Source organism: Streptomyces sp. NPDC006134 (genome assembly GCF_040628835.1).
Lineage (GTDB): Bacteria > Actinomycetota > Actinomycetes > Streptomycetales > Streptomycetaceae > Streptomyces.
Genome location: NZ_JBEXTV010000042.1, coordinates 14,692 through 30,899, shown reverse-complemented (window position 1 = coordinate 30,899; position 16,208 = coordinate 14,692). Strand labels below are relative to the sequence as shown.

General features: G+C 75.4%; 16 protein-coding genes. 2 read left to right on the top strand and 14 right to left on the bottom strand.

All coding sequences use genetic code 11. From position 1 onward, the window contains the following. Nucleotides 1-26: 26 nt before the first annotated feature. The 6 genes from ABZ340_RS25170 to ABZ340_RS25145 form a co-directional block, all read right to left on the bottom strand. On the bottom strand, nucleotides 27-1,118 hold the full coding sequence (locus ABZ340_RS25170) for a serine hydrolase domain-containing protein (protein WP_358784087.1): 1,092 nt from the start codon (nucleotides 1,116-1,118) through the stop codon (nucleotides 27-29). Next, nucleotides 1,115-2,038, bottom strand: a complete 924-nt coding sequence (locus ABZ340_RS25165) for a hypothetical protein (protein ID WP_358784086.1) — start codon at nucleotides 2,036-2,038, stop codon at nucleotides 1,115-1,117. Before ABZ340_RS25165 ends, ABZ340_RS25170 begins: the two co-directional genes overlap by 4 nt. Then, the gene (locus ABZ340_RS25160) at nucleotides 2,035-3,090 is read right to left on the bottom strand and encodes a hypothetical protein (protein ID WP_358784085.1); all 1,056 of its coding nucleotides are present in this window, start codon (nucleotides 3,088-3,090) and stop codon (nucleotides 2,035-2,037) included. Before ABZ340_RS25160 ends, ABZ340_RS25165 begins: the two co-directional genes overlap by 4 nt. Beyond that, the gene (locus ABZ340_RS25155) at nucleotides 3,087-3,803 is read right to left on the bottom strand and encodes a hypothetical protein (protein WP_358784084.1); all 717 of its coding nucleotides are present in this window, start codon (nucleotides 3,801-3,803) and stop codon (nucleotides 3,087-3,089) included. The genes ABZ340_RS25160 and ABZ340_RS25155 overlap by 4 nt, the downstream gene beginning before the upstream one ends. A 22-nt stretch (nucleotides 3,804-3,825) precedes the next feature. Then, entirely contained in the window at nucleotides 3,826-4,014 is a 189-nt protein-coding gene (locus ABZ340_RS25150; protein WP_358784083.1) for a hypothetical protein, read from the bottom strand. A 205-nt stretch (nucleotides 4,015-4,219) separates the two neighbouring features. Beyond that, a complete protein-coding gene (locus ABZ340_RS25145; RefSeq protein ID WP_358784082.1) occupies nucleotides 4,220-5,683 on the bottom strand; it encodes an ornithine decarboxylase in 1,464 nt (487 codons plus the stop codon). A gap of 236 nt (nucleotides 5,684-5,919) precedes the next feature. Between ABZ340_RS25145 and ABZ340_RS25140 the strand changes: the two genes are divergently transcribed. Beyond that, nucleotides 5,920-7,110, top strand: a complete 1,191-nt coding sequence (locus ABZ340_RS25140; protein ID WP_358784081.1) for an amidohydrolase — start codon at nucleotides 5,920-5,922, stop codon at nucleotides 7,108-7,110. 294 nt (nucleotides 7,111-7,404) lie between these two features. Here ABZ340_RS25140 and ABZ340_RS25135 read toward each other — a convergent pair whose 3' ends face one another. Next, on the bottom strand, nucleotides 7,405-7,692 hold the full coding sequence (locus ABZ340_RS25135; RefSeq protein WP_358784080.1) for a hypothetical protein: 288 nt from the start codon (nucleotides 7,690-7,692) through the stop codon (nucleotides 7,405-7,407). A gap of 111 nt (nucleotides 7,693-7,803) precedes the next feature. Further along, nucleotides 7,804-9,588 carry a RecQ family ATP-dependent DNA helicase gene (locus tag ABZ340_RS25130; protein WP_358784079.1) on the bottom strand — a complete coding sequence of 595 codons (1,785 nt, stop codon included), beginning with the start codon at nucleotides 9,586-9,588 and terminating at the stop codon, nucleotides 7,804-7,806. A 256-nt stretch (nucleotides 9,589-9,844) separates the two neighbouring features. Here ABZ340_RS25130 and ABZ340_RS25125 point away from each other — a divergent pair, with 256 nt between their 5' ends. Next, nucleotides 9,845-10,582, top strand: coding sequence for a D-Ala-D-Ala carboxypeptidase family metallohydrolase (locus tag ABZ340_RS25125; RefSeq protein WP_358784078.1), 738 nt, complete (start codon nucleotides 9,845-9,847; stop codon nucleotides 10,580-10,582). A 37-nt stretch (nucleotides 10,583-10,619) separates the two neighbouring features. Here the strand turns inward: ABZ340_RS25125 and ABZ340_RS25120 are convergent, their stop codons facing one another. The 6 genes from ABZ340_RS25120 to ABZ340_RS25095 form a co-directional block, all read right to left on the bottom strand. Further along, nucleotides 10,620-11,258: a class I SAM-dependent methyltransferase gene (locus ABZ340_RS25120; protein ID WP_358784077.1), complete on the bottom strand. Its 639-nt coding sequence runs from the start codon at nucleotides 11,256-11,258 to the stop codon at nucleotides 10,620-10,622. A gap of 149 nt (nucleotides 11,259-11,407) precedes the next feature. Then, on the bottom strand, nucleotides 11,408-12,457 hold the full coding sequence (locus tag ABZ340_RS25115) for an LLM class flavin-dependent oxidoreductase (protein WP_358784076.1): 1,050 nt from the start codon (nucleotides 12,455-12,457) through the stop codon (nucleotides 11,408-11,410). Between the two features lie 101 nt (nucleotides 12,458-12,558). Continuing rightward, nucleotides 12,559-13,293 carry an ATP-binding cassette domain-containing protein gene (locus ABZ340_RS25110; RefSeq protein ID WP_358784075.1) on the bottom strand — a complete coding sequence of 245 codons (735 nt, stop codon included), beginning with the start codon at nucleotides 13,291-13,293 and terminating at the stop codon, nucleotides 12,559-12,561. Further along, nucleotides 13,286-14,353 carry an ABC transporter ATP-binding protein gene (locus ABZ340_RS25105; RefSeq protein WP_358784074.1) on the bottom strand — a complete coding sequence of 356 codons (1,068 nt, stop codon included), beginning with the start codon at nucleotides 14,351-14,353 and terminating at the stop codon, nucleotides 13,286-13,288. Before ABZ340_RS25105 ends, ABZ340_RS25110 begins: the two co-directional genes overlap by 8 nt. Beyond that, nucleotides 14,350-15,237, bottom strand: a complete 888-nt coding sequence (locus ABZ340_RS25100) for an ABC transporter permease (protein ID WP_358784073.1) — start codon at nucleotides 15,235-15,237, stop codon at nucleotides 14,350-14,352. The genes ABZ340_RS25105 and ABZ340_RS25100 overlap by 4 nt, the downstream gene beginning before the upstream one ends. Further along, complete coding sequence (locus tag ABZ340_RS25095) at nucleotides 15,227-16,195, bottom strand: ABC transporter permease (RefSeq protein ID WP_358784072.1); 969 nt, start codon at nucleotides 16,193-16,195, stop codon at nucleotides 15,227-15,229. The genes ABZ340_RS25100 and ABZ340_RS25095 overlap by 11 nt, the downstream gene beginning before the upstream one ends. Between the last annotated feature and the right edge of the window lie 13 nt (nucleotides 16,196-16,208).

Here is a 16,208-nt window from a genome sequence, read left to right as displayed (position 1 = left end):
CCGCGGGCCCGGCCGGCTCCCCTCGGTCACCCCTCGGCGAGCAGCGCGTAGGCGCCGGACAGGAACGGGTCGCGGGCGCCGCCGCGGACCCGGCGGGTGCACACCGCGGCCAGGGCCGTGCCGGTGTCGGGCCGGAAGCCCAGGAACGCCTGCTGTCCCAGGGTGGCACCGGAGTGGAAGTACATCGGCCCGCCGTCGGTGGGGTGCCGGAACCACGCCACCGTGTGCACGTGCCGGTGCCCGGTCCCGCGCCGGATCACGGGGGTGCGCACCGCCCGCAGGGCACCGGCCAGGGGTGAGCCGGACGGGCGCAGGTGTGCTTCGAGGAAGCCGAGCAGGTCCAGCGGGGTGGCCCGGACGGCTCCCGCCGCCTGGAAGCCGCCCGCGTCGAAGGGCGGGACGGCCGTGCGGCCGTCCTTGCGGTGCCCGGTCGCGTCGGTTTTGGGGTCCTCGGCGGCGAGGGCCGTGCCGCCGAGGCCGAGCGGGCGCAGGACGTGCGCGGTGAGCAGGTCCTCCCAGGGGGTGCCGGTGACCGCCGCGACGGCGTGGCCGAGCACGGCGACGCCGAAGTTGGAGTAGCCCCAGCGCGTGCCGGGGCGGTGGCGGGGGCGGTGGCGCAGGAAGGCGTCGGTCACGCGGGCGGCCGGGTAGCGGGCGTAGGGGTTGGTGCGCCAGGCGGGCAGGGTCCGGGGGAGGAAGTCGCGCGGGAGGGCGGGCAGTCCGGCGGTGTGGGTGACGAGGTGGGCGAGCGTGACCGGGTCCGGGCCGGTGGGCCGGCCGGGGTCCAGGCAGGCGGCGGCCGGCTCGCCCCCGGTGAGCACGCCGCGCCGGATCAGCTGGGCCAGCAGCAGCCCGGTGAACGTCTTGCTGCTTGATCCGATCTCGTAGCGCAGGTCCGGCCTGGGGACCTCGGGGGGTGGTGCGGTGCCGCCGCTGTGGACGACGCGGCGGCCGTGCCGGGAGAGGGCGAGGACGACGTCGGGGGCGTCGGCGGCGTCGGCGACGGCGGCGAGCCGCTCTCGCAGGTGTGCCTCCTCGTCCGCGTCCGGCGCCGGAGCGGTGCCGACGCCGCCGTCGTCGGGCGGGTCGCCCGGCCAGGGTGCGGCGGGCACCGTCATGAGGCAGCCCGTGTCAGTTCGCTGAAGGCGCGGGAGGTGGCCAGCGCCGAGGCGAAGGCGGCGACCAGCGTCGGGTGGTAGACGACGTCGAACACCTCGTCGGGGTCGCCGTCGGGCATGGTCCGCAGGGCAGGCATGGCACCGTCGGGCTGCTGGGCGGCGGCGAAGCCCTCCCAGGCCCGCTCGTCGAAGGTGGGGCGGGGCAGGCAGGCGTCGACGACGAGGAGTTCGCCGAGCAGGTCCCACCGCTCCAGGTCCAGCCAGTCGTCGAGCCAGGCCGGCAGCCAGGTGGCGAGGTAGTCGGCGAGGCGGGGCGGCAGCCCGTCCGGGTTCTCCCCCCAGTCGGTGAGGTGGAAGACCGTGTGGGTGATGTCGTACCCGATGCGGCCCTCCACCGTCCACGGCTCGGGCGTGTGCTCCAGCCAGGTCAGGGCCAGCGCCTCGGCCTCGGGCGGCTGCACGGGGCGCAGGCCGAAGCGGCGCTGGAACGCGGAGAGCCCGAGCCGCCGGGTCGGCGTCGCGTCGAAGAAGAGCCAGCTGTCGAGGCGGTGGTTGAGGACGGTGGCCCGCTCCACCTCGGGCTGGCTGTAGCCGAGCTCCTTGTAGGGCAGGTACACCTCGGCCGGGATGGGCGAGAGGGGTTCCGTCCGCTGCCCGCGCACCAGCATGCGGCCGCCGTCCAGCGTCTCCCGCCAGATGTGGTCGACCAGTTGCCGGGCCAGCTGGGCCTGGCGTGCTCCGGCCACTCCCTCGCGGAGCAGCACCTTGCAGATCAGGGCCAGTTCACCGACCGGTTTGAAACGCTCCAGGAACCCTATTTCGGGGTCCACGTCGGGTTCCAGCCGGAAACCGTCGCGGTGGGCCCACAGCCATTCCATGGCGCGGACCCCGACGGTGTGCATCAGACGCGTGTCGGTCATCCGAGCGCTCCTTGTCCGCCGTGCGGGTACCGTGCCGGCGCCGGGCGCCGGGCGCGGCCGTCGAGGGCGTCCGGCCGGGCACCGCCCGTCCGGGCCGTGCCGGGGTGCCCGATGGTCAGGGTCGCGGCGAAGGCGGCCATCAGGGTGGAGTGGTAGGTGAAGGTGAAGTCCTCGCCGGAATCCGCCGTGGTGTCGCCGCCACCGGACGCGCCGGCCCGGCCTGCCCCGGCTCCGCCCACCTCGGGAAGCCCGCCCGTGCCGTCCTGGGCCGCCGCGATCCGGCGCCACGCCTCCTGTACGTCCCGGGACCCGGCCGCCGCGTCCGGACCCGGCACGCTCGCCGCCACGGCGAGCAGCTCGCAGGTCAGGTCCCACATCCGGGCCTCCCCGCAGGTGTCGAGCCAGGGGGGCAGCCACTGCGACAGGTAGGCCGCGAGGTCCGGTGGTACGCCCCGGTCGGCGCGGCCCCAGTCGGTGAGGTGGAAGACCACGTGGGTGAGCGCGTATCCGGAGGGGACTTCGAAGGTCCACGGTTCGGGCAGTCCGCCCAGCCATGTCCTGCGCAGGGCGTGCTCGGTCCGCCCGGCGGGCGGATGCCCGTCGAGGTGACTGCGCCGCTCGGCGGCGAGCACGCCCAGCCGGCGGGTGGGGTCCTGCTCGGTGAGCCGCCAGCTGCGGGTGCGGGCCACCTTGGCGGCGGACGCCTCGTAGCCGGGGTGGCGCAGGCCCGCCGCGGCGAAGGCCGCGTACACCTCCAGGGGATAGGTCGCGAAGGGCTCCTCGTGCTGCATCCGGAGGAACAGCTCGCCCCGCCCGGTCTGCCGCCAGGCGAACGCCAGCAGGTCGGACGCGCGGGTGTGGAGCGGGTCCGCCGAGGGGGTGCGCCGCGTCACCGTGGCACACACCTGGGCGAGCTCGCCCAGCGGCTTCCAGGTGCGGTCCACCTCTCCGTCGGCGGCGAGCGCGTCGTCACCCAGCGCGAAGCCGTCACGGTGCGCGGACACCCAGGCGAGCGCCCCTTCCGCCACCTCGCGGATCTCCCCGGTGTTCACGGCCGGCCCACGAGCGCTTCGACCCGCATCAACCGGGCCGCCCGCACTTGGAGTACGACCCGCGGATCGCCGCCGCCCATCAGCTCCACGAAGTCCAGCCCGGCCTCCAGGCCCAGCGTGTCGGGCACCCCGTCGAGCAGGGACAGCCAGCGGCCCGCGCCGGCCGCCTGCCTCCAGTCCCTGCGGCGTACCGCCCGGACGAAACCCCGGGCGACGTCGACCGGCCGGCGCCGGGCCGCGCGGGCCACGGCGCAGTCCTCGCCGGGCACGGCGAGGGGGGCCAGCACCGACAGCTGGTGCGTCAGGGTCTGCCAGGTGGCGTCGTCGAGCCAGACGGCGTCGGGTTCCGCGTCCCGGGCGTCGGCGTCCGGGCCGCCGGGGGAAACGGTGAGCCGCCGCAGTGTGCGCCGCATGGCCCAGTGGCTCCACTGGACGGTGGGGGCGACGCCGGCCCGGGGCGGGTAGGACCCGACGGCCTCGCGGAACGCGGCGAGGTCCTCGGGGGCGGGCGGGGTGCGGAAGAGGAGGTGCGGCAGCAGCAGGTCGGCTCCCAGTACCCGCACGGCCGCGACCGCGATGCCCTCCTCGGTCCCTGCCACCAGTGCGTCACCGGTCATCCGGCGGTGGCCCCCGCCCCGAAGGGCGGAGGCCACGCCGGTAGCCAGTTCCTGCACCGCGCCCTGCAAGAGGGACGAAGTGCCTGACTGTTCCATTCGGTTGCTCCTGCCGATCCGGTCAGCCCTTCTTCGGACGCGGGGTGGGCGGCGACAGCAGCAGCTTGAACGCGCCGCCGAACAAGGCCAGCGCGGCGTTCTGCCGGCTGTCGCGGTAGATGCCCTCGGGCTCCGCCGGGTCGAGCTCCGCTTCCAGGTCGATGCCCTGGATGCCGATGACTTCCTCGGTCAGCTTGTCGGTGGAAGGCATATGACCATCTCCCTCATGTTCGCCAATTGCCTTCGTCCTCCAAGTGTCCGTCACATCACAAAACATGTCTAACTTCCCAAAAAAGTACAGAAATAACTTTTTCAACGACGGAGACAGTTTCTGCGTGATGCGATGGTTGAGTTCCGGACATACGTCAGGCCCCGCCCGGAGGGCGGGGCCTGACGGGTACTGAGGGGCGGGGGCGTCAGGTGCGCGCCACCACGCGCAGCGTCCGCACCGAGGGGTCGGCGGCGTCGGGGATGAGGACACCGTGCTCGACACCGCTGCGCAGGTAGTCGAGGACCTCGTCGGTGATCACCTCTCCGGGGGCCACCACCGGCACGCCGGGCGGGTAGGGGCTGATCATCTCGGCGGCGATCCGGCCGGCGGCGCGCTCGGCGGGCACGTGCTCGGCCGGTGCGAAGAACGCCTCGCGCGGCAGCATGGCCTGTTCCAGCTCCAGCGCCGACGGCTGCGGCAGCCGTACGGGCGGGCGCCGTTCGAGGGAGCCGGCCTCGTCCGCGAGCGCGCGCAGGGCGTCCACGAGGATCTTCTCCGTCTCGTCGTCGTCGGCGTGGGTGATCGAGGCGCTGATGCGGCAGGTGTCGGAGCCGCCGACGTCCACGTGCCGGTTCGCCCGCAGCCACTCGGCCGCCTGCATGCCGCTGATCCCGAGCCCCCGTACGTCGATCACGATCTTCAGCGGGTCGAAGGCGGCGGCGAGACCGGCGTCGACGACCTCCTGGCCCATGGGGGCGAGCCCCGGGATGTCCGCCGCCGTCGCCCGGATCCGCTCCGCGCGGCGCAGCGCGCCGTCGAGGAGCTCGTGGCCGTGCTCCACCATCTGCCGGCGCCAGCCGTCGAGCGTGGCGTACACCAGGGACGAGGCGCTCGTGGTGCCCAGCAGGTCCTCGCGCTGTTTGAGCGCCTCCGGCGACACCCGGTCGTACTGGAGGTGGAAGACGGAGCTCTGCTCGATCGCGCCGCCCATCTTGTGGACGCTGGTCACCACCAGGTCGGCCCCGGCGTCCATGCCCCAGGCGGGCAGGCCGGGGTGGAAGGGCAGGTGGGCGCCCCACGCCTCGTCCACGATGAGGGGCACGTCGAACTCGTGGCAGACCCGGGCCGCCCCCGCGATGTCCGCGCAGGTGCCCCAGTCGGTGGGCGTGATCAGCAGCATGCCCTTGGCGTCCGGGTGCTCCTGAAGGCGGCGGCGTACGTCGTCGGGCTCCGGCGGATGGGCCAGGTGCCGCTCGCCGTCGAACTTCGGGTGGACCCAGATCGGCTCGACGCCGTTGACGACGACGGCCGCGATGACGGACTTGTGGGCGTTGCGGGACAGCAGCAGCTTCTCGCCGGGCCCGGCCACGGCCAGCATGGCGGTCTTGACCGACAGAGAGCTGCCGCAGGTGGAGAAGAACGCCCGGTCCGCGCCGACCGCGTCCGCCATCAGGTCCTGGGCCTGGCTCAGCACGCCCTGCGACTGGCGGCGGTCGTCCAGTCCGTTGAGGGACAGCACGTCGGACCGGAACACGTCGAGCCCGACGATGTCCGCCACCCGCGGATCGACCCCGCGTCCCTGCTTGTGGCCGGGCGGGCCGTAGGCCACGTCCCCCCGGCGCCGGAACTCCTGCAGTGCCTCCAGCACGGGTACCCGCGAGTGATCCATCGTTCCTCCCGCCTCGTATCCCGGCGCCCTCCGGCCCGTCCCCGGGCAGGGCCGTCCCGGCCGCCGGTGGTCTCTTCCGGGGACACCGTCCGTGTTGACGCTGCGCGACCGTCGAAACCCGGGGGGTGTCGCACCGGCCGGGCGGTGGAACCCGTGGCCGGTACGACGGCACGGATCCGGCGCACCCGACGCCCCGGATCCCCGAACCCCCGAATCCCCGACATCGAGGAGGCCGCGTGGCCCGCACGCTCGACGAGGTCCACCGGGACCTCCGCCAGGCCGTGACCGACCGGGCCGGCCCGCTGTGGGACGTCGCCCTGCGCCTGCACGCCGACCCCGAGTACGCCTTCGCCGAGCACCGGGCGGCGGCCCTGCTCACCGGCGAGCTGGAACGCGCCGGTTTCGTGGTCGACCGCGGCGTCGCGGGTCTGCCGACCGCGTTCGCCGCGCGCTCGGGCCAGGGGCGTCCCGCCGTCGCGCTGCTGCTGGAGTACGACGCCCTGCCCGGCCTCGGCCACGCCTGCGGCCACAACCTCATCGCGGCGGCGGGACTGGGCGCGGCGCTCGCGCTGCACGCCGTGCTGGAGGGCACCGCCGGGTGCGTGACGGCCGTGGGCACGCCCGCCGAGGAGGGCGGCGGCGGGAAGGCCGTCGAGGCGGACGCCGGGGTGTTCGACGGCGTGGACGCGGCGCTGATGTTCCACCCGGGGGTGTACGGCTGGCAGTGGGCGCCGCTGACCGCGCAGGTGCAGTACAAGGTGGCGTTCCACGGACGCGCCGCCCACCCCACGGGCAACCCGACGGAGGGCGTCGACGCGCTGGCGGCGCTGATCGAGCTGTTCAACGTGCTCGCCGTGCTGGGGCGGCGCCTGCCCGCGGCCTCGCACATACAGGGCATCGTCACGCACGGCGGCACGGCGACCAACATCGTCCCGGAGTACGCGGAGGGGCGGTTCGGGCTGCGCGCGGCCACCACGCGGGCCCTGGACGAGCTGACCGGGCGGCTGCGCGAGGCCGCGGAGGGCGTCGCCCGGGCCACGGGCACCCGCGCCGAGGTGGAGCGGGCGACGGTCCGCTACGACCACTTCCGGGACAGCGGTGTCCTGTCCGGCCGGTTCGCCGGGCACCTGGCGCACTCCGGGATCACGCTGACGCCGCCCGCACCCGGGGTGTACCTGGGCTCGTCGGACATCGGCAACGTCAGCACGCGGGTGCCCGCCATCCACCCGTTCGTCGCGATCATGGACGAGGACGGCTCCGACCACACCCCCGAGTTCGCGGCGGCCGCCGCCTCCGGGCGGGCCCGTGAGGTGCTGCTCGCCGCGGCGCAGGCCCTGGCGTGCACCGCCGCGGACGTCCTGCTCCGGCCGGGGCTGCGCGAGGAGGCGTGGGCGGGGCACCGGGCAGCCGCCGCGGCGGAGTGCTGAGGCGGCCGGCGTGGTGGAGGGCTGAGGCGGTCGGCGCGACACACCCCGTCGAGGCGGCCGACGCGGCCCGGGGCAGGGCGCGGGCCCGGTCCCGTTCAGGCGCGCCACGGTCCCGGCCGACCCCGTTCAGGCGCGCCACGGCCTCGGCCGACCCCGTTCAGGCGCGCCACGGCCTCGGCCGACCCCGTTCAAGCGCGCCACGGCCTCGGCCGACCCCGTTCAAGCGCGCCACGGCCTCGGCCGACCCCGTTCAAGCGCGCCACGGCCTCGGCCGACCCCGTTCAGGCGGCCCGTTCAGGTGCCGCCGGACTTCTCGCCCCGGCCGCTCCCGCGGGTCTTCCGCCCCTCGTCGGCGCCTTCCGGACGGACGGCCCCGGGCTCCCTGGTCTCGATGCCCTCCAAGGGGTTGCCCGCGGTCGTGCCGTGCTCCGTCTGGTATCCCTCCTTGGCGCTCGCGGTGCCGGGCACCGTGCGCTCGCGCGCCTGGCTCTCGGAGCCCGAGTGGGCGCCCGGTTCGTCGTGGTCCCGGGCCCGGGTGTACCGGTTCTCCCTGGGCTCCCGGTGATCGTCGTGGCCGGTCATCTCCGCACCTCCGGTCGGTGTCGCGGGTGGTGGCGGGGTTCGGGGTTCCCCCCGGCCCCGGCCGGAAACGGGAACGGGTGCGGCCGGCCGCCGCGGAAGGGGCCGGGCTGCTCACCGCCCGGGCGGCGGCCCGGCTCCCGGCTCCTCCCCCACCACCGCGAGCAGGTCGTCGCGTCCGGACAGCGCCTTCAGGGACAGGGTGCGGTAGCCCGCCCGGTCGAACAGGACGGTGATGCGGTCGCCGTCCTCGCTCAGCACCGAGCCCTCGCCCCACTCCGCGTGCCGCACCCGGGCGCCGACCGGGAAGGCGGACGCGGCGGGGTGCCGGGACCGTTCCGCCTCCTCTCCACCGCCCGCCCCTTCGGGCCCCTCGGTCCCCTCGGCCTCCCGGGCCTCGCACACGTCGCAGGTGCCGCACGGCGCCCGGTACTCCTCGCCGAAGTAGCCGAGCAGGAACCGCCGCCGGCAGCCGGTGGTCTCGGCGTACGCCCGGGCCATGTCGACCCGGGAGCGGTCGGTGCGCCGGTGCGCCTCGGCGGCCCGCTCGGCCTGTTCGGCCGCCTCCTCGGGCGGGGCGCCGCCCTCCGGGCGGATCTCGCCCTCCTCGCCGGTGGCGACGGCACCGGCCTCCTCCAGCAGGTTCACCGCCGCAGTGACCCAGTTGCGGGACAGCCCGGTCTCCCGGCGCAGCCGGTCCAGCCCGGCGGGGTCGTCGCGGTGGCCGTGCACGGCGTCGGCGACCTCGGACAGGGTCTCGTGGCCGGGGGTGCGGCCGGCGAAGTACGTCTGCATGCCGGTGTCCTCGGACCGGTAGTGCAGCACCGCGAGCGCGGGGCGGCCGTCCCGGCCGCAGCGGCCGATCTCCTGGTAGTAGGCGTCCAGCGAGCCCGGCAGCGCGGCGTGCAGCACGAACCGTACGTCCTCCTTGTCGATGCCCATGCCGAAGGCCGAGGTCGCCACCACGACGTCGGCCTCGCCGCCGAGGAAGGCGTCGTGGATACGGGCGCGTTCGGCGGCGCGCAGCCCGGCGTGGTAGGCCTCGGCGGCCAGGCCGAGCGCGGCCAGCTCGCCGGCGTACTCCTCGGTGTCCCGGCGGGTGGCGGCGTAGACGATGCCCGGCTTGGGTTCGGCCGCCGCGCGCTCCACCACGGCGCGGCGCCGTTCGTCCTCGTCGAGGAACCGGCGGACCTCCAGCCGGATGTTCGGCCGGTCGAATCCGGCCACCGTCAGCCGCGGCCGGCGCATGCCGAGCCGTTCGGCGATCTCCTTGCGCACGGGCGGGGCGGCGGTCGCGGTCAGGGCGAGCACCGGGGGCCGTCCCACGCGCCGTACGGCCTGGTCCAGGCGCAGGTAGTCGGGCCGGAAGTCGTGGCCCCACGAGGACACGCACTGGGCCTCGTCGACGACGAACAGGGCGGGCCGGGCGGCGGCCAGCCGCTCCACGACGTCGTCCTTGGCCAGTTGCTCCGGCGACAGGTACAGGAAGCGGGCGCCGCCTCGCGCCACCGCGTCCCAGGCGGCCTCCGCCTGGGACGCGGTGAGGTCGGAGTTGACGGCGACGGCGCCGGGCGCCCGGTCGCCGTCCGGCAGGCCGGCGATCTGGTCCCGCTGGAGGGCGATCAGCGGGGAGACCACGACGACCGGGCCGGAGAGCAGGACGCCGGGGACCTGGTAGACGGCGGACTTGCCGGACCCGGTCGGCATGACGACGAGGGTGTCGCAGCCCGCCAGGACCGACTCCATGGCCCGGAGCTGTTCGGGCAGCAGGTGATCCCAGCCGAACACCTCGGCGGCGGTCTCCCGCAGCCGCGCGGCACCCTTCCCGCCTTTCCCGCCTTTCCCGCCCTTCCGGCCCTTCTCCCCCTGCGCCTTCGACGCCCCCTTCCGGACACCCATGACCGCTCCCTCGCTCGCCGGTTGCGGGCACGCGGGTACCCGGGGCGGTGCCCGCCAGTCGGCCCCGCGCCGGGCGGCCCGCCCGCCACGGGCGCGGCACCGCGGCGCGCCGTCCGGCCGCGCCGCCGCTCCCGGCTCTTGCCCGTGCCCGGCCGTGCCGCTGCTCCCGGCTCTTGCCCGCGCCCCGCCGCGTGCCCCATCGTTGACGCGCGTCCCACGACATCGCCGGACCACGCTTTCACCGCAGGGAGATCACATGGTCGCTCGCGCCGTCAGAACCATTCTCGCTTTTGTCATGATCGTGTCAGGATTTACGGCGGGTGCCCTCGTCACCGCCGGCACCGCGCACGCCGACGGCTGCTACACCTGGAGCCGCACCCTGTCCGAGGGCTCCTCGGGCGCCGACGTCACCCAGCTCCAGATCCGGCTCGGCGGCTACCCGGGGTACGGTTCCGTCCTGGCCGTCGACGGGCAGTTCGGCCCGGCCACCGCGGCCGCCCTCAAGCGCTTCCAGTCGGCGTACGGCCTCACCGCGGACGGCGTCGCGGGTCCGGCCACCTTCAGCAAGCTCTACGCCCTCCAGGACGACGACTGCACCCCGGTCCACTTCACGTACGCCGAGCTCAACGACTGCAACACCACCTGGTCGGGCGGCGCGGTCGACGCGGCGACCGCCAAGGCCAACGCCCTGCGCACCATGTGGAAGCTGGAGGCCCTGCGGCACGCCCTGGGCGACCAGCCGATCACGGTGACCAGCGGCTTCCGCTCCCGCGCCTGCAACGACGCCGTCGGCGGCGCGAGCGACAGCCGCCACCTGTACGGGGACGCCGCCGACCTCGGGGCGGGGCCGCACTCCCTGTGCACCCTGGCCAGGCAGGCCCGCAACCACGGCTTCAACGGCATCCTCGGCCCCGGCTACCCGGGGCACGACGACCACACCCACCTCGACCACCGGGGCGGCCGGTTCTGGTCCGCGCCGACCTGCGGCGTCTGACCCCTTCCCCACCTTCCCCGCCGATCCCCGCCGGCCCCTACCGGGTCCGCCGCAGGCGCCACACGTGGTCGTCGCGGAAGCCCTCGGTCCCGTCGGGCGAGACGCTCTCCCTGCGGACCGTCTCCTTCGTCTCCACCGTCCACCTGCCGTCGGGCAGGTCCAGGTCGGCCAGGACCCCCTCCAGCGTCGGGAACGCGTGGGCGAAGGGCGGTTCGGTCTGCCAGGACGGCCAGCCGGCGTGCAGGACGACCAGCAAGGTCCCGTCCACGGCGACGGCACGGGCGGCGCTTCGCAGCACCGCCCGCTGGTCCAGCTCGACGGGCGACTGGAGGTAGTGGGCACTGACCAGGTCGAAGGTGCCCTCGGGGAACGACCGGCCCAGCTCGTGGCGTTCCCAGGTCACCCGGTCGGCCACACCGGCCTCGGCCGCGTGCCGGGCGGCGCGCGTCAGGGCGGTGGCCGAGATGTCCACGCCGGTGACGCGCCAGCCGCGGGAGGCGAGCCACACGGCGTCGGCGCCCTCGCCGCACCCGAGGTCGAGGGCGGTGCCGGGCGCGAGGCCGGCCGCCTCCCGCACGAGCAGGGCGTTGGGACGCCCGCTCCAGACGCGGTCGGCGTCGCGGTAGCGGGCCTCCCAGAAGTCGGCGGGCCGGACCGGGGCGGGGGTGTCGCTCATGGCGCCTCCTGAAAGGGCGGTCGGACGGGTTGGCCGGTGGGCCGGGGCGCGCACGGGGGCGGCCCCGGCGCCCTGCCTCCGAGCCTGCACCCGACCGCCCCGCGCCGACGAACGGCTTTGCCGTTTCCGCAAAACCGGCCTGCTCCGGATCAGGCGAACGCCGGCATGATCCGCTCGTGGATCAGGCGGAGCTGGGTGTTCACGTCGGCCACGTCCGGCAGGTCGCGGCCGGTGAACGCCTTGACCAGGGTGCGGTCGGTGAGCGCGCAGATCACGTGGTTCACCCCGGCGGGGGCGATCTCGCGCCGGATCTTCTCCAGGCACTCCTCGGGCGTGCCCGCCACGGAGAGCCGCTCGGCGACCTCCGGTGTCGTCAGTTCGATGCCGCGGGCCAGATCGCCGGCGGCGATGGCCTCGACGACCGGCTTGAGCTCGCCCGGCTCCACCCCGTTGCGGCGCAGCTGCTCCTCGGGCATGGAGGAGGCGTAGATGCCGACCATGCTGCGCGCCGCGTCCTTGGCGGCGGCCGAGTCGGGCCCGGTGGCGAAGACGACCCAGGCGCCGATGTCGAGCGAGCGCCAGTCCCGGCCGGCGCGTTCGGCGCCGGCGCGGATGTGCCGCACCGCGTAGTCGTATGCCTCGCGGGTGTAGCCGAGGGCGTGGTGGCAGCCGTCGGAGAGCTCCCCCGCCGCCTCGAAGGACTTCGGCCCGCGCATCGCGCCCAGCTTCAGCGGCACCCGGTCCTGGACGGGCCGGGCGAAGGTGAACAGCCCGTCGTACGCGTGGAACTCGCCGTCGAAGGTGATGCTGCCCTCGTCCAGCAGGGTGCGCACCACGTGCAGGGCCTCCTTGACCCGGGACAGCGGCCGGGTGCGGGCCCAGTCGATGCGGTACTGGGCCAGCAGTCCGAAGTTGCCGCTGGAAAGGACTCCTTCGGCGCGCCCGCCGGTCAGTTCGTCCAGGGTGGCGAGGGCCTGCGCGATCAGCGTCGGCTCGCGCAGGGTCACCGGGGAGACGCTCGGCCCCAGGCGGATGCGGCGGGTCTGGGCCGCGGCGGCGGCGAAGAGGAGCCACAGGTCCTTGTGCCAGGTCTCGTCGGCGGCGTAGCAGGCGTAAAAGCCCAGTTCGTCGGCGAGCCGGATGGAGTCGAGCGAGTCGGCGAGGGGGTAGTCGGGGAGCATGGCGTAGCTGAACTTCACGGACGCCTACCTTCCGATGGTGCGATCGGCGGTGCGGGTGAGTCGTGCCGGAATTGCCGGAGTCGCGCTCCTGTCTCCCCCGAGGATGTGGAACGGGCGCGTCACCTGTCCAGAGGGACACGCGAGTTGACTGCCTCCCGTGGGGTCGCGCCGGCCGGTGCGCCGGTGGTGGAGGCCGGCGACGCCGTGAGCGTCTCCCAGTGGACCGTGCGGTCGCACCAGCGGTCCAGCAGGACGCGGTCGTGGCCGACGGCGAGCAGGCCGGCGCCGGTGGCGGCGCGGTAGTCCTCGACGACGGCGACCAGCGCGGCGGTGGTCGAGGCGTCCAGCATCGCGGTCATCTCGTCGCACACCAGCCAGCGCGGGCGCAGGACGAGGGCGCGGGCGAGGCAGGCGCGCTGGAGCTGGCCGTCGCTGACCTCGTGCGGGCGCCGGCCCAGCAGGTCGGCGGTCAGGCCGACGCCGGCGGCGAGTTCGGCGACCCGCTCGGCCAGGCCCTCGCGCCGGCCGGTGGCGCGCAGCGGCTCGGCGATGAGGTCGCGCAGCGGCAGCCGGGGGTCGGCGGACAGGCGCGGCTGCTGGAAGACGACGCCGAAGGCGGTGCGCTGTTCGCGCGGGGCGCGGTGGCGCCAGCGGCGTACGGGTGCGCCGTCGAGGACGAGGGTGCCGGAGTCGGGGCGGTGCAGCAGTGCGGCGACCCGGGCCAGGGTGGACTTGCCGCAGCCGCTGGGGCCGAGCAGGCCTACGGCTTCGCCCGGGGCGATGGTCAGGGAGGCGTCCCGGACGACGGGCGCGTTCCGGGTGTATCCGGCGGTGATGGCGCGCAGTTCAAGCACGGTCGGCGCCCTCCGGGGCGAGTCGGTCGGCATCGAGGGTCCAGGCGGCGGGCTCCCCGTGCGGGTGGTGGCAGGCGACCGTGCCGGCCGGCGGCGGCAGGACACAGACGTCGGTGGCGCGTGCGCAGCGGGCGGCGAAGGCGCAGCCGTCGGGGAGGTCGCCCAGTTCGGGCGGCAGCCCGGGGATGGGGGTGAAGGCCCGGTCGGGCAGGGCCTGGAGCAGGCCGCGGCTGTAGGGGTGGCGAGGGCCGGGCGTGCCGAAGAAGGCGGCGGCGTCGGCGAGTTCGACGATGCGGCTGGCGTACATCACGGCGACCCGGTCGGCGATGCGCTCGGCGGCGGCCAGGTCGTGGGTGATCATCAGCAGGGCCCGGCCGCCGCCGGTGCCCCCGCCGCCGGTGCCCCCGCCGTCGCCGGTGCCTCCGGCGGTTCCGCCGGTTCCGGCGTCGACGTGCCGGCGCAGTTCGTCGACGGTGCGGTCCACCAGGTCGCGGTCGAGTCCGGTGGTCGGTTCGTCGGCGAGCAGCAGCGGGGCGTCGCCGACGAGGGCGAGGGCGGTGGCGGCGCGCTGGGCGAGGCCGCCGGAGAGTTCGTGCGGGTGGTGGTCGAGGTGGCCGGCCGGGAAGGCGGCCCGTTCGGCGGCGGCCTCGGCGGCGGCGCGCAGGGCGGCGCGGCCCCGGACGCCGGTCAGCTCCGCGACGGTCTCCTCCAGCTGGGAGCGGATGGTGCGGACGGGCGTGAGGTGCGCGGCGGGGCTCTGCGGGACGAGGCCGATCAGCCGGCCCCGTACGGTGCGGGCGAGGGTGTGCTCGTCGGCGGCGAGCAGGTCCAGGCCGCCCAGCAGGGCCTGCCCGGCGGTCTGCGCGTTGCCGGGGAGCAGGCCGAGCAGGGCGGAGGCGAGGACGGACTTGCCGCAGCCGCTCTCGCCGATCAGGGCGAGGCACTCGCCGGGCGCCACGTCGAAGTGGGCGTCGGTGACGGCGGCGACGCGGCGCCCGCCCGGCATCAGGAAACGCACCGACAGACCGCGCACCGACAGCACGGGGGCTCGCTCGGTCACAGCATCAGCTCCGATCGCCGGCGGGGGTTGATCCGCTCCCGCCAGGCCCCGGCGAGTCCGGCGATGGCGAGGGTGGGGAGGATGAGGAACAGGCCGGGGAAGAGGGTGGGCCACCACTGGCCGGCCAGCAGGGAGCCCCGGGCGGTCTGGACGAGGGTGCCGAGGCTGGCGGTGTGGGCGGGCAGTCCCAGCCCGAGGAAGGACAGTGCGGACTCGTGCCACATGGCGTGCGGCACCATCAGCACGGCGGCGAGGCCGGCCTGGGGCAGCACGCCGGGCAGCAGGTGCCGTACCGCGACACGCCACCGGGAGGCGCCGCCGGAGACGGCCGCGTCGATGTGGGGGCGTGCGCGCAGGGACATCACCTCGGCGCGGACGATGCGCGCGGTCGACAGCCAGTGGGTGAGCGCCACCGAGACGACCACCGGCCACACGCCCGGCCGGAACATGGCGACGATGAAGATGCCGAGCAGCAGGTGGGGCACGGAGGAGACGGTGTCGACGACCCGCATGACCGCGCGGTCGGCCCAGCCGCCGAGGGCCCCGGCGGCGGCCCCGACCGCGGTGCCGACCACGGTCGCGGTCAGCGCGGCGGCCACGCCGACCAGCAGGGACACGCGCAGGCCGTACACGCAGCGCAGCAGCAGGTCGCGGCCGACGTCGTCGGTGCCGAAGGGATGCTCCCAGGACGGGGGCTGAAGCTTCGCGGCGAGGTCGACGGCCTGCTGGTCGAGCTGGACCAGCGGCGGGACGAGCAGGACGGCGAGGACGGTCGCGGCCACCAGCGCGGCCGAGGTGCGCACGCGCAGGGCGCGGGTGGAGCGGCGGTCCGTGCCGTGGGAGCGCCAGGCGGTCCCGGCGGGTGCGGGAGGGTCACATGTCACTGAGCTTCACCCTCGGGTCGAAGAGTCCGTACAGCACGTCCGCGAGCAGGTTCCCGGCGAGGACGGCGGCGGTGGCCAGCGTCGTCAGCGCGGCCAGCAGCGGGAAGTCGACGGCGGTGGCCGCCTCGACGGTGGCCGCGGCGATGCCCGGCCAGCTGAAGACGCTCTCCACCAGCAGGGCGCCGGTGATGAGTTCGGGGACGCGGGAGCCGATCAGGGTGAGGACCGGCAGCAGTCCGCAGCGCAGGGCGTGGCCGAGCAGGACGGTGCGTTCGGCGAGGCCGCGGGCGCGGGCGCCGCGTACGGGGTCCTCCGCCAGGGCGTCGGCGACGCCTTGGCGGACGTACAGGGCGAACCACGGCAGCTGGGAGACGGCGAGCACCCCGGCGGGCAGGACGAGGTGGCTCGCGACCTGTCCCGCCGTGACCCGTTCGCTGGCGGTGTCGGTGAGGCCGCCGGCCGGGAGCACGTCCCACTGGAGGGCGAACAGCCAGACGGCGAGCAGCGCGATCCAGAAGACCGGTGCCGCCTCCAGGCAGTAGGCGAGCGAGGTGACGGCCCGGTCCGTGACCGAGCCGGGGCGGCGGGCCGCCAGCACCCCGAGCAGGGTGCCCAGCAGCACCGCGACGGCGAAGGCGACGGCGCACAGCAGCGCCGACCAGCCGAGGCGTTCGCCGATCACCTGCGCCACCGGCTGCCGCATCACGGTGGAGTGGCCGAAGTCGCCGCTCAGCGCGGACGTCAGCCAGTGCCACCAGCGGGCGGTGAAGGGTTCGTCCACCCCGAGGTTGTCCCGCAGCCGGTCCAGCGTCTCCTGGTCGGCGCCGAGCGCGGCGGTGCCGCCGTACGCCTTGACGGGGTCGAAGGGGGAGGCGGCGGCGATCGCGAACACGCCGAAGGTGACGACGGTCAGGACGGGGGCGGCGAACAGGGCCCGCCGCCCCGCCAGGCGTGCCATCGCTCCCCAGGGA

Bases quoted from the DNA above. Each gene is read 5' to 3' on its own strand.
- ABZ340_RS25165 (WP_358784086.1), bottom strand. From the start codon at position 2,038: ATGACCGACACGCGTCTGATGCACACCGTCGGGGTCCGCGCCATGGAA.
- ABZ340_RS25155 (WP_358784084.1), bottom strand. From the start codon at position 3,803: ATGGAACAGTCAGGCACTTCGTCCCTCTTGCAGGGCGCGGTGCAGGAA.
- ABZ340_RS25120 (WP_358784077.1), bottom strand. From the start codon at position 11,258: ATGAGCGACACCCCCGCCCCGGTCCGGCCCGCCGACTTCTGGGAGGCC.
- ABZ340_RS25150 (WP_358784083.1), bottom strand. From the start codon at position 4,014: ATGCCTTCCACCGACAAGCTGACCGAGGAAGTCATCGGCATCCAGGGC.
- ABZ340_RS25170 (WP_358784087.1), bottom strand. From the start codon at position 1,118: ATGACGGTGCCCGCCGCACCCTGGCCGGGCGACCCGCCCGACGACGGC.
- ABZ340_RS25145 (WP_358784082.1), bottom strand. From the start codon at position 5,683: ATGGATCACTCGCGGGTACCCGTGCTGGAGGCACTGCAGGAGTTCCGG.
- ABZ340_RS25125 (WP_358784078.1), top strand. From the start codon at position 9,845: ATGGTCGCTCGCGCCGTCAGAACCATTCTCGCTTTTGTCATGATCGTG.
- ABZ340_RS25135 (WP_358784080.1), bottom strand. From the start codon at position 7,692: ATGACCGGCCACGACGATCACCGGGAGCCCAGGGAGAACCGGTACACC.
- ABZ340_RS25095 (WP_358784072.1), bottom strand. From the start codon at position 16,195: ATGGCACGCCTGGCGGGGCGGCGGGCCCTGTTCGCCGCCCCCGTCCTG.
- ABZ340_RS25130 (WP_358784079.1), bottom strand. From the start codon at position 9,588: ATGGGTGTCCGGAAGGGGGCGTCGAAGGCGCAGGGGGAGAAGGGCCGG.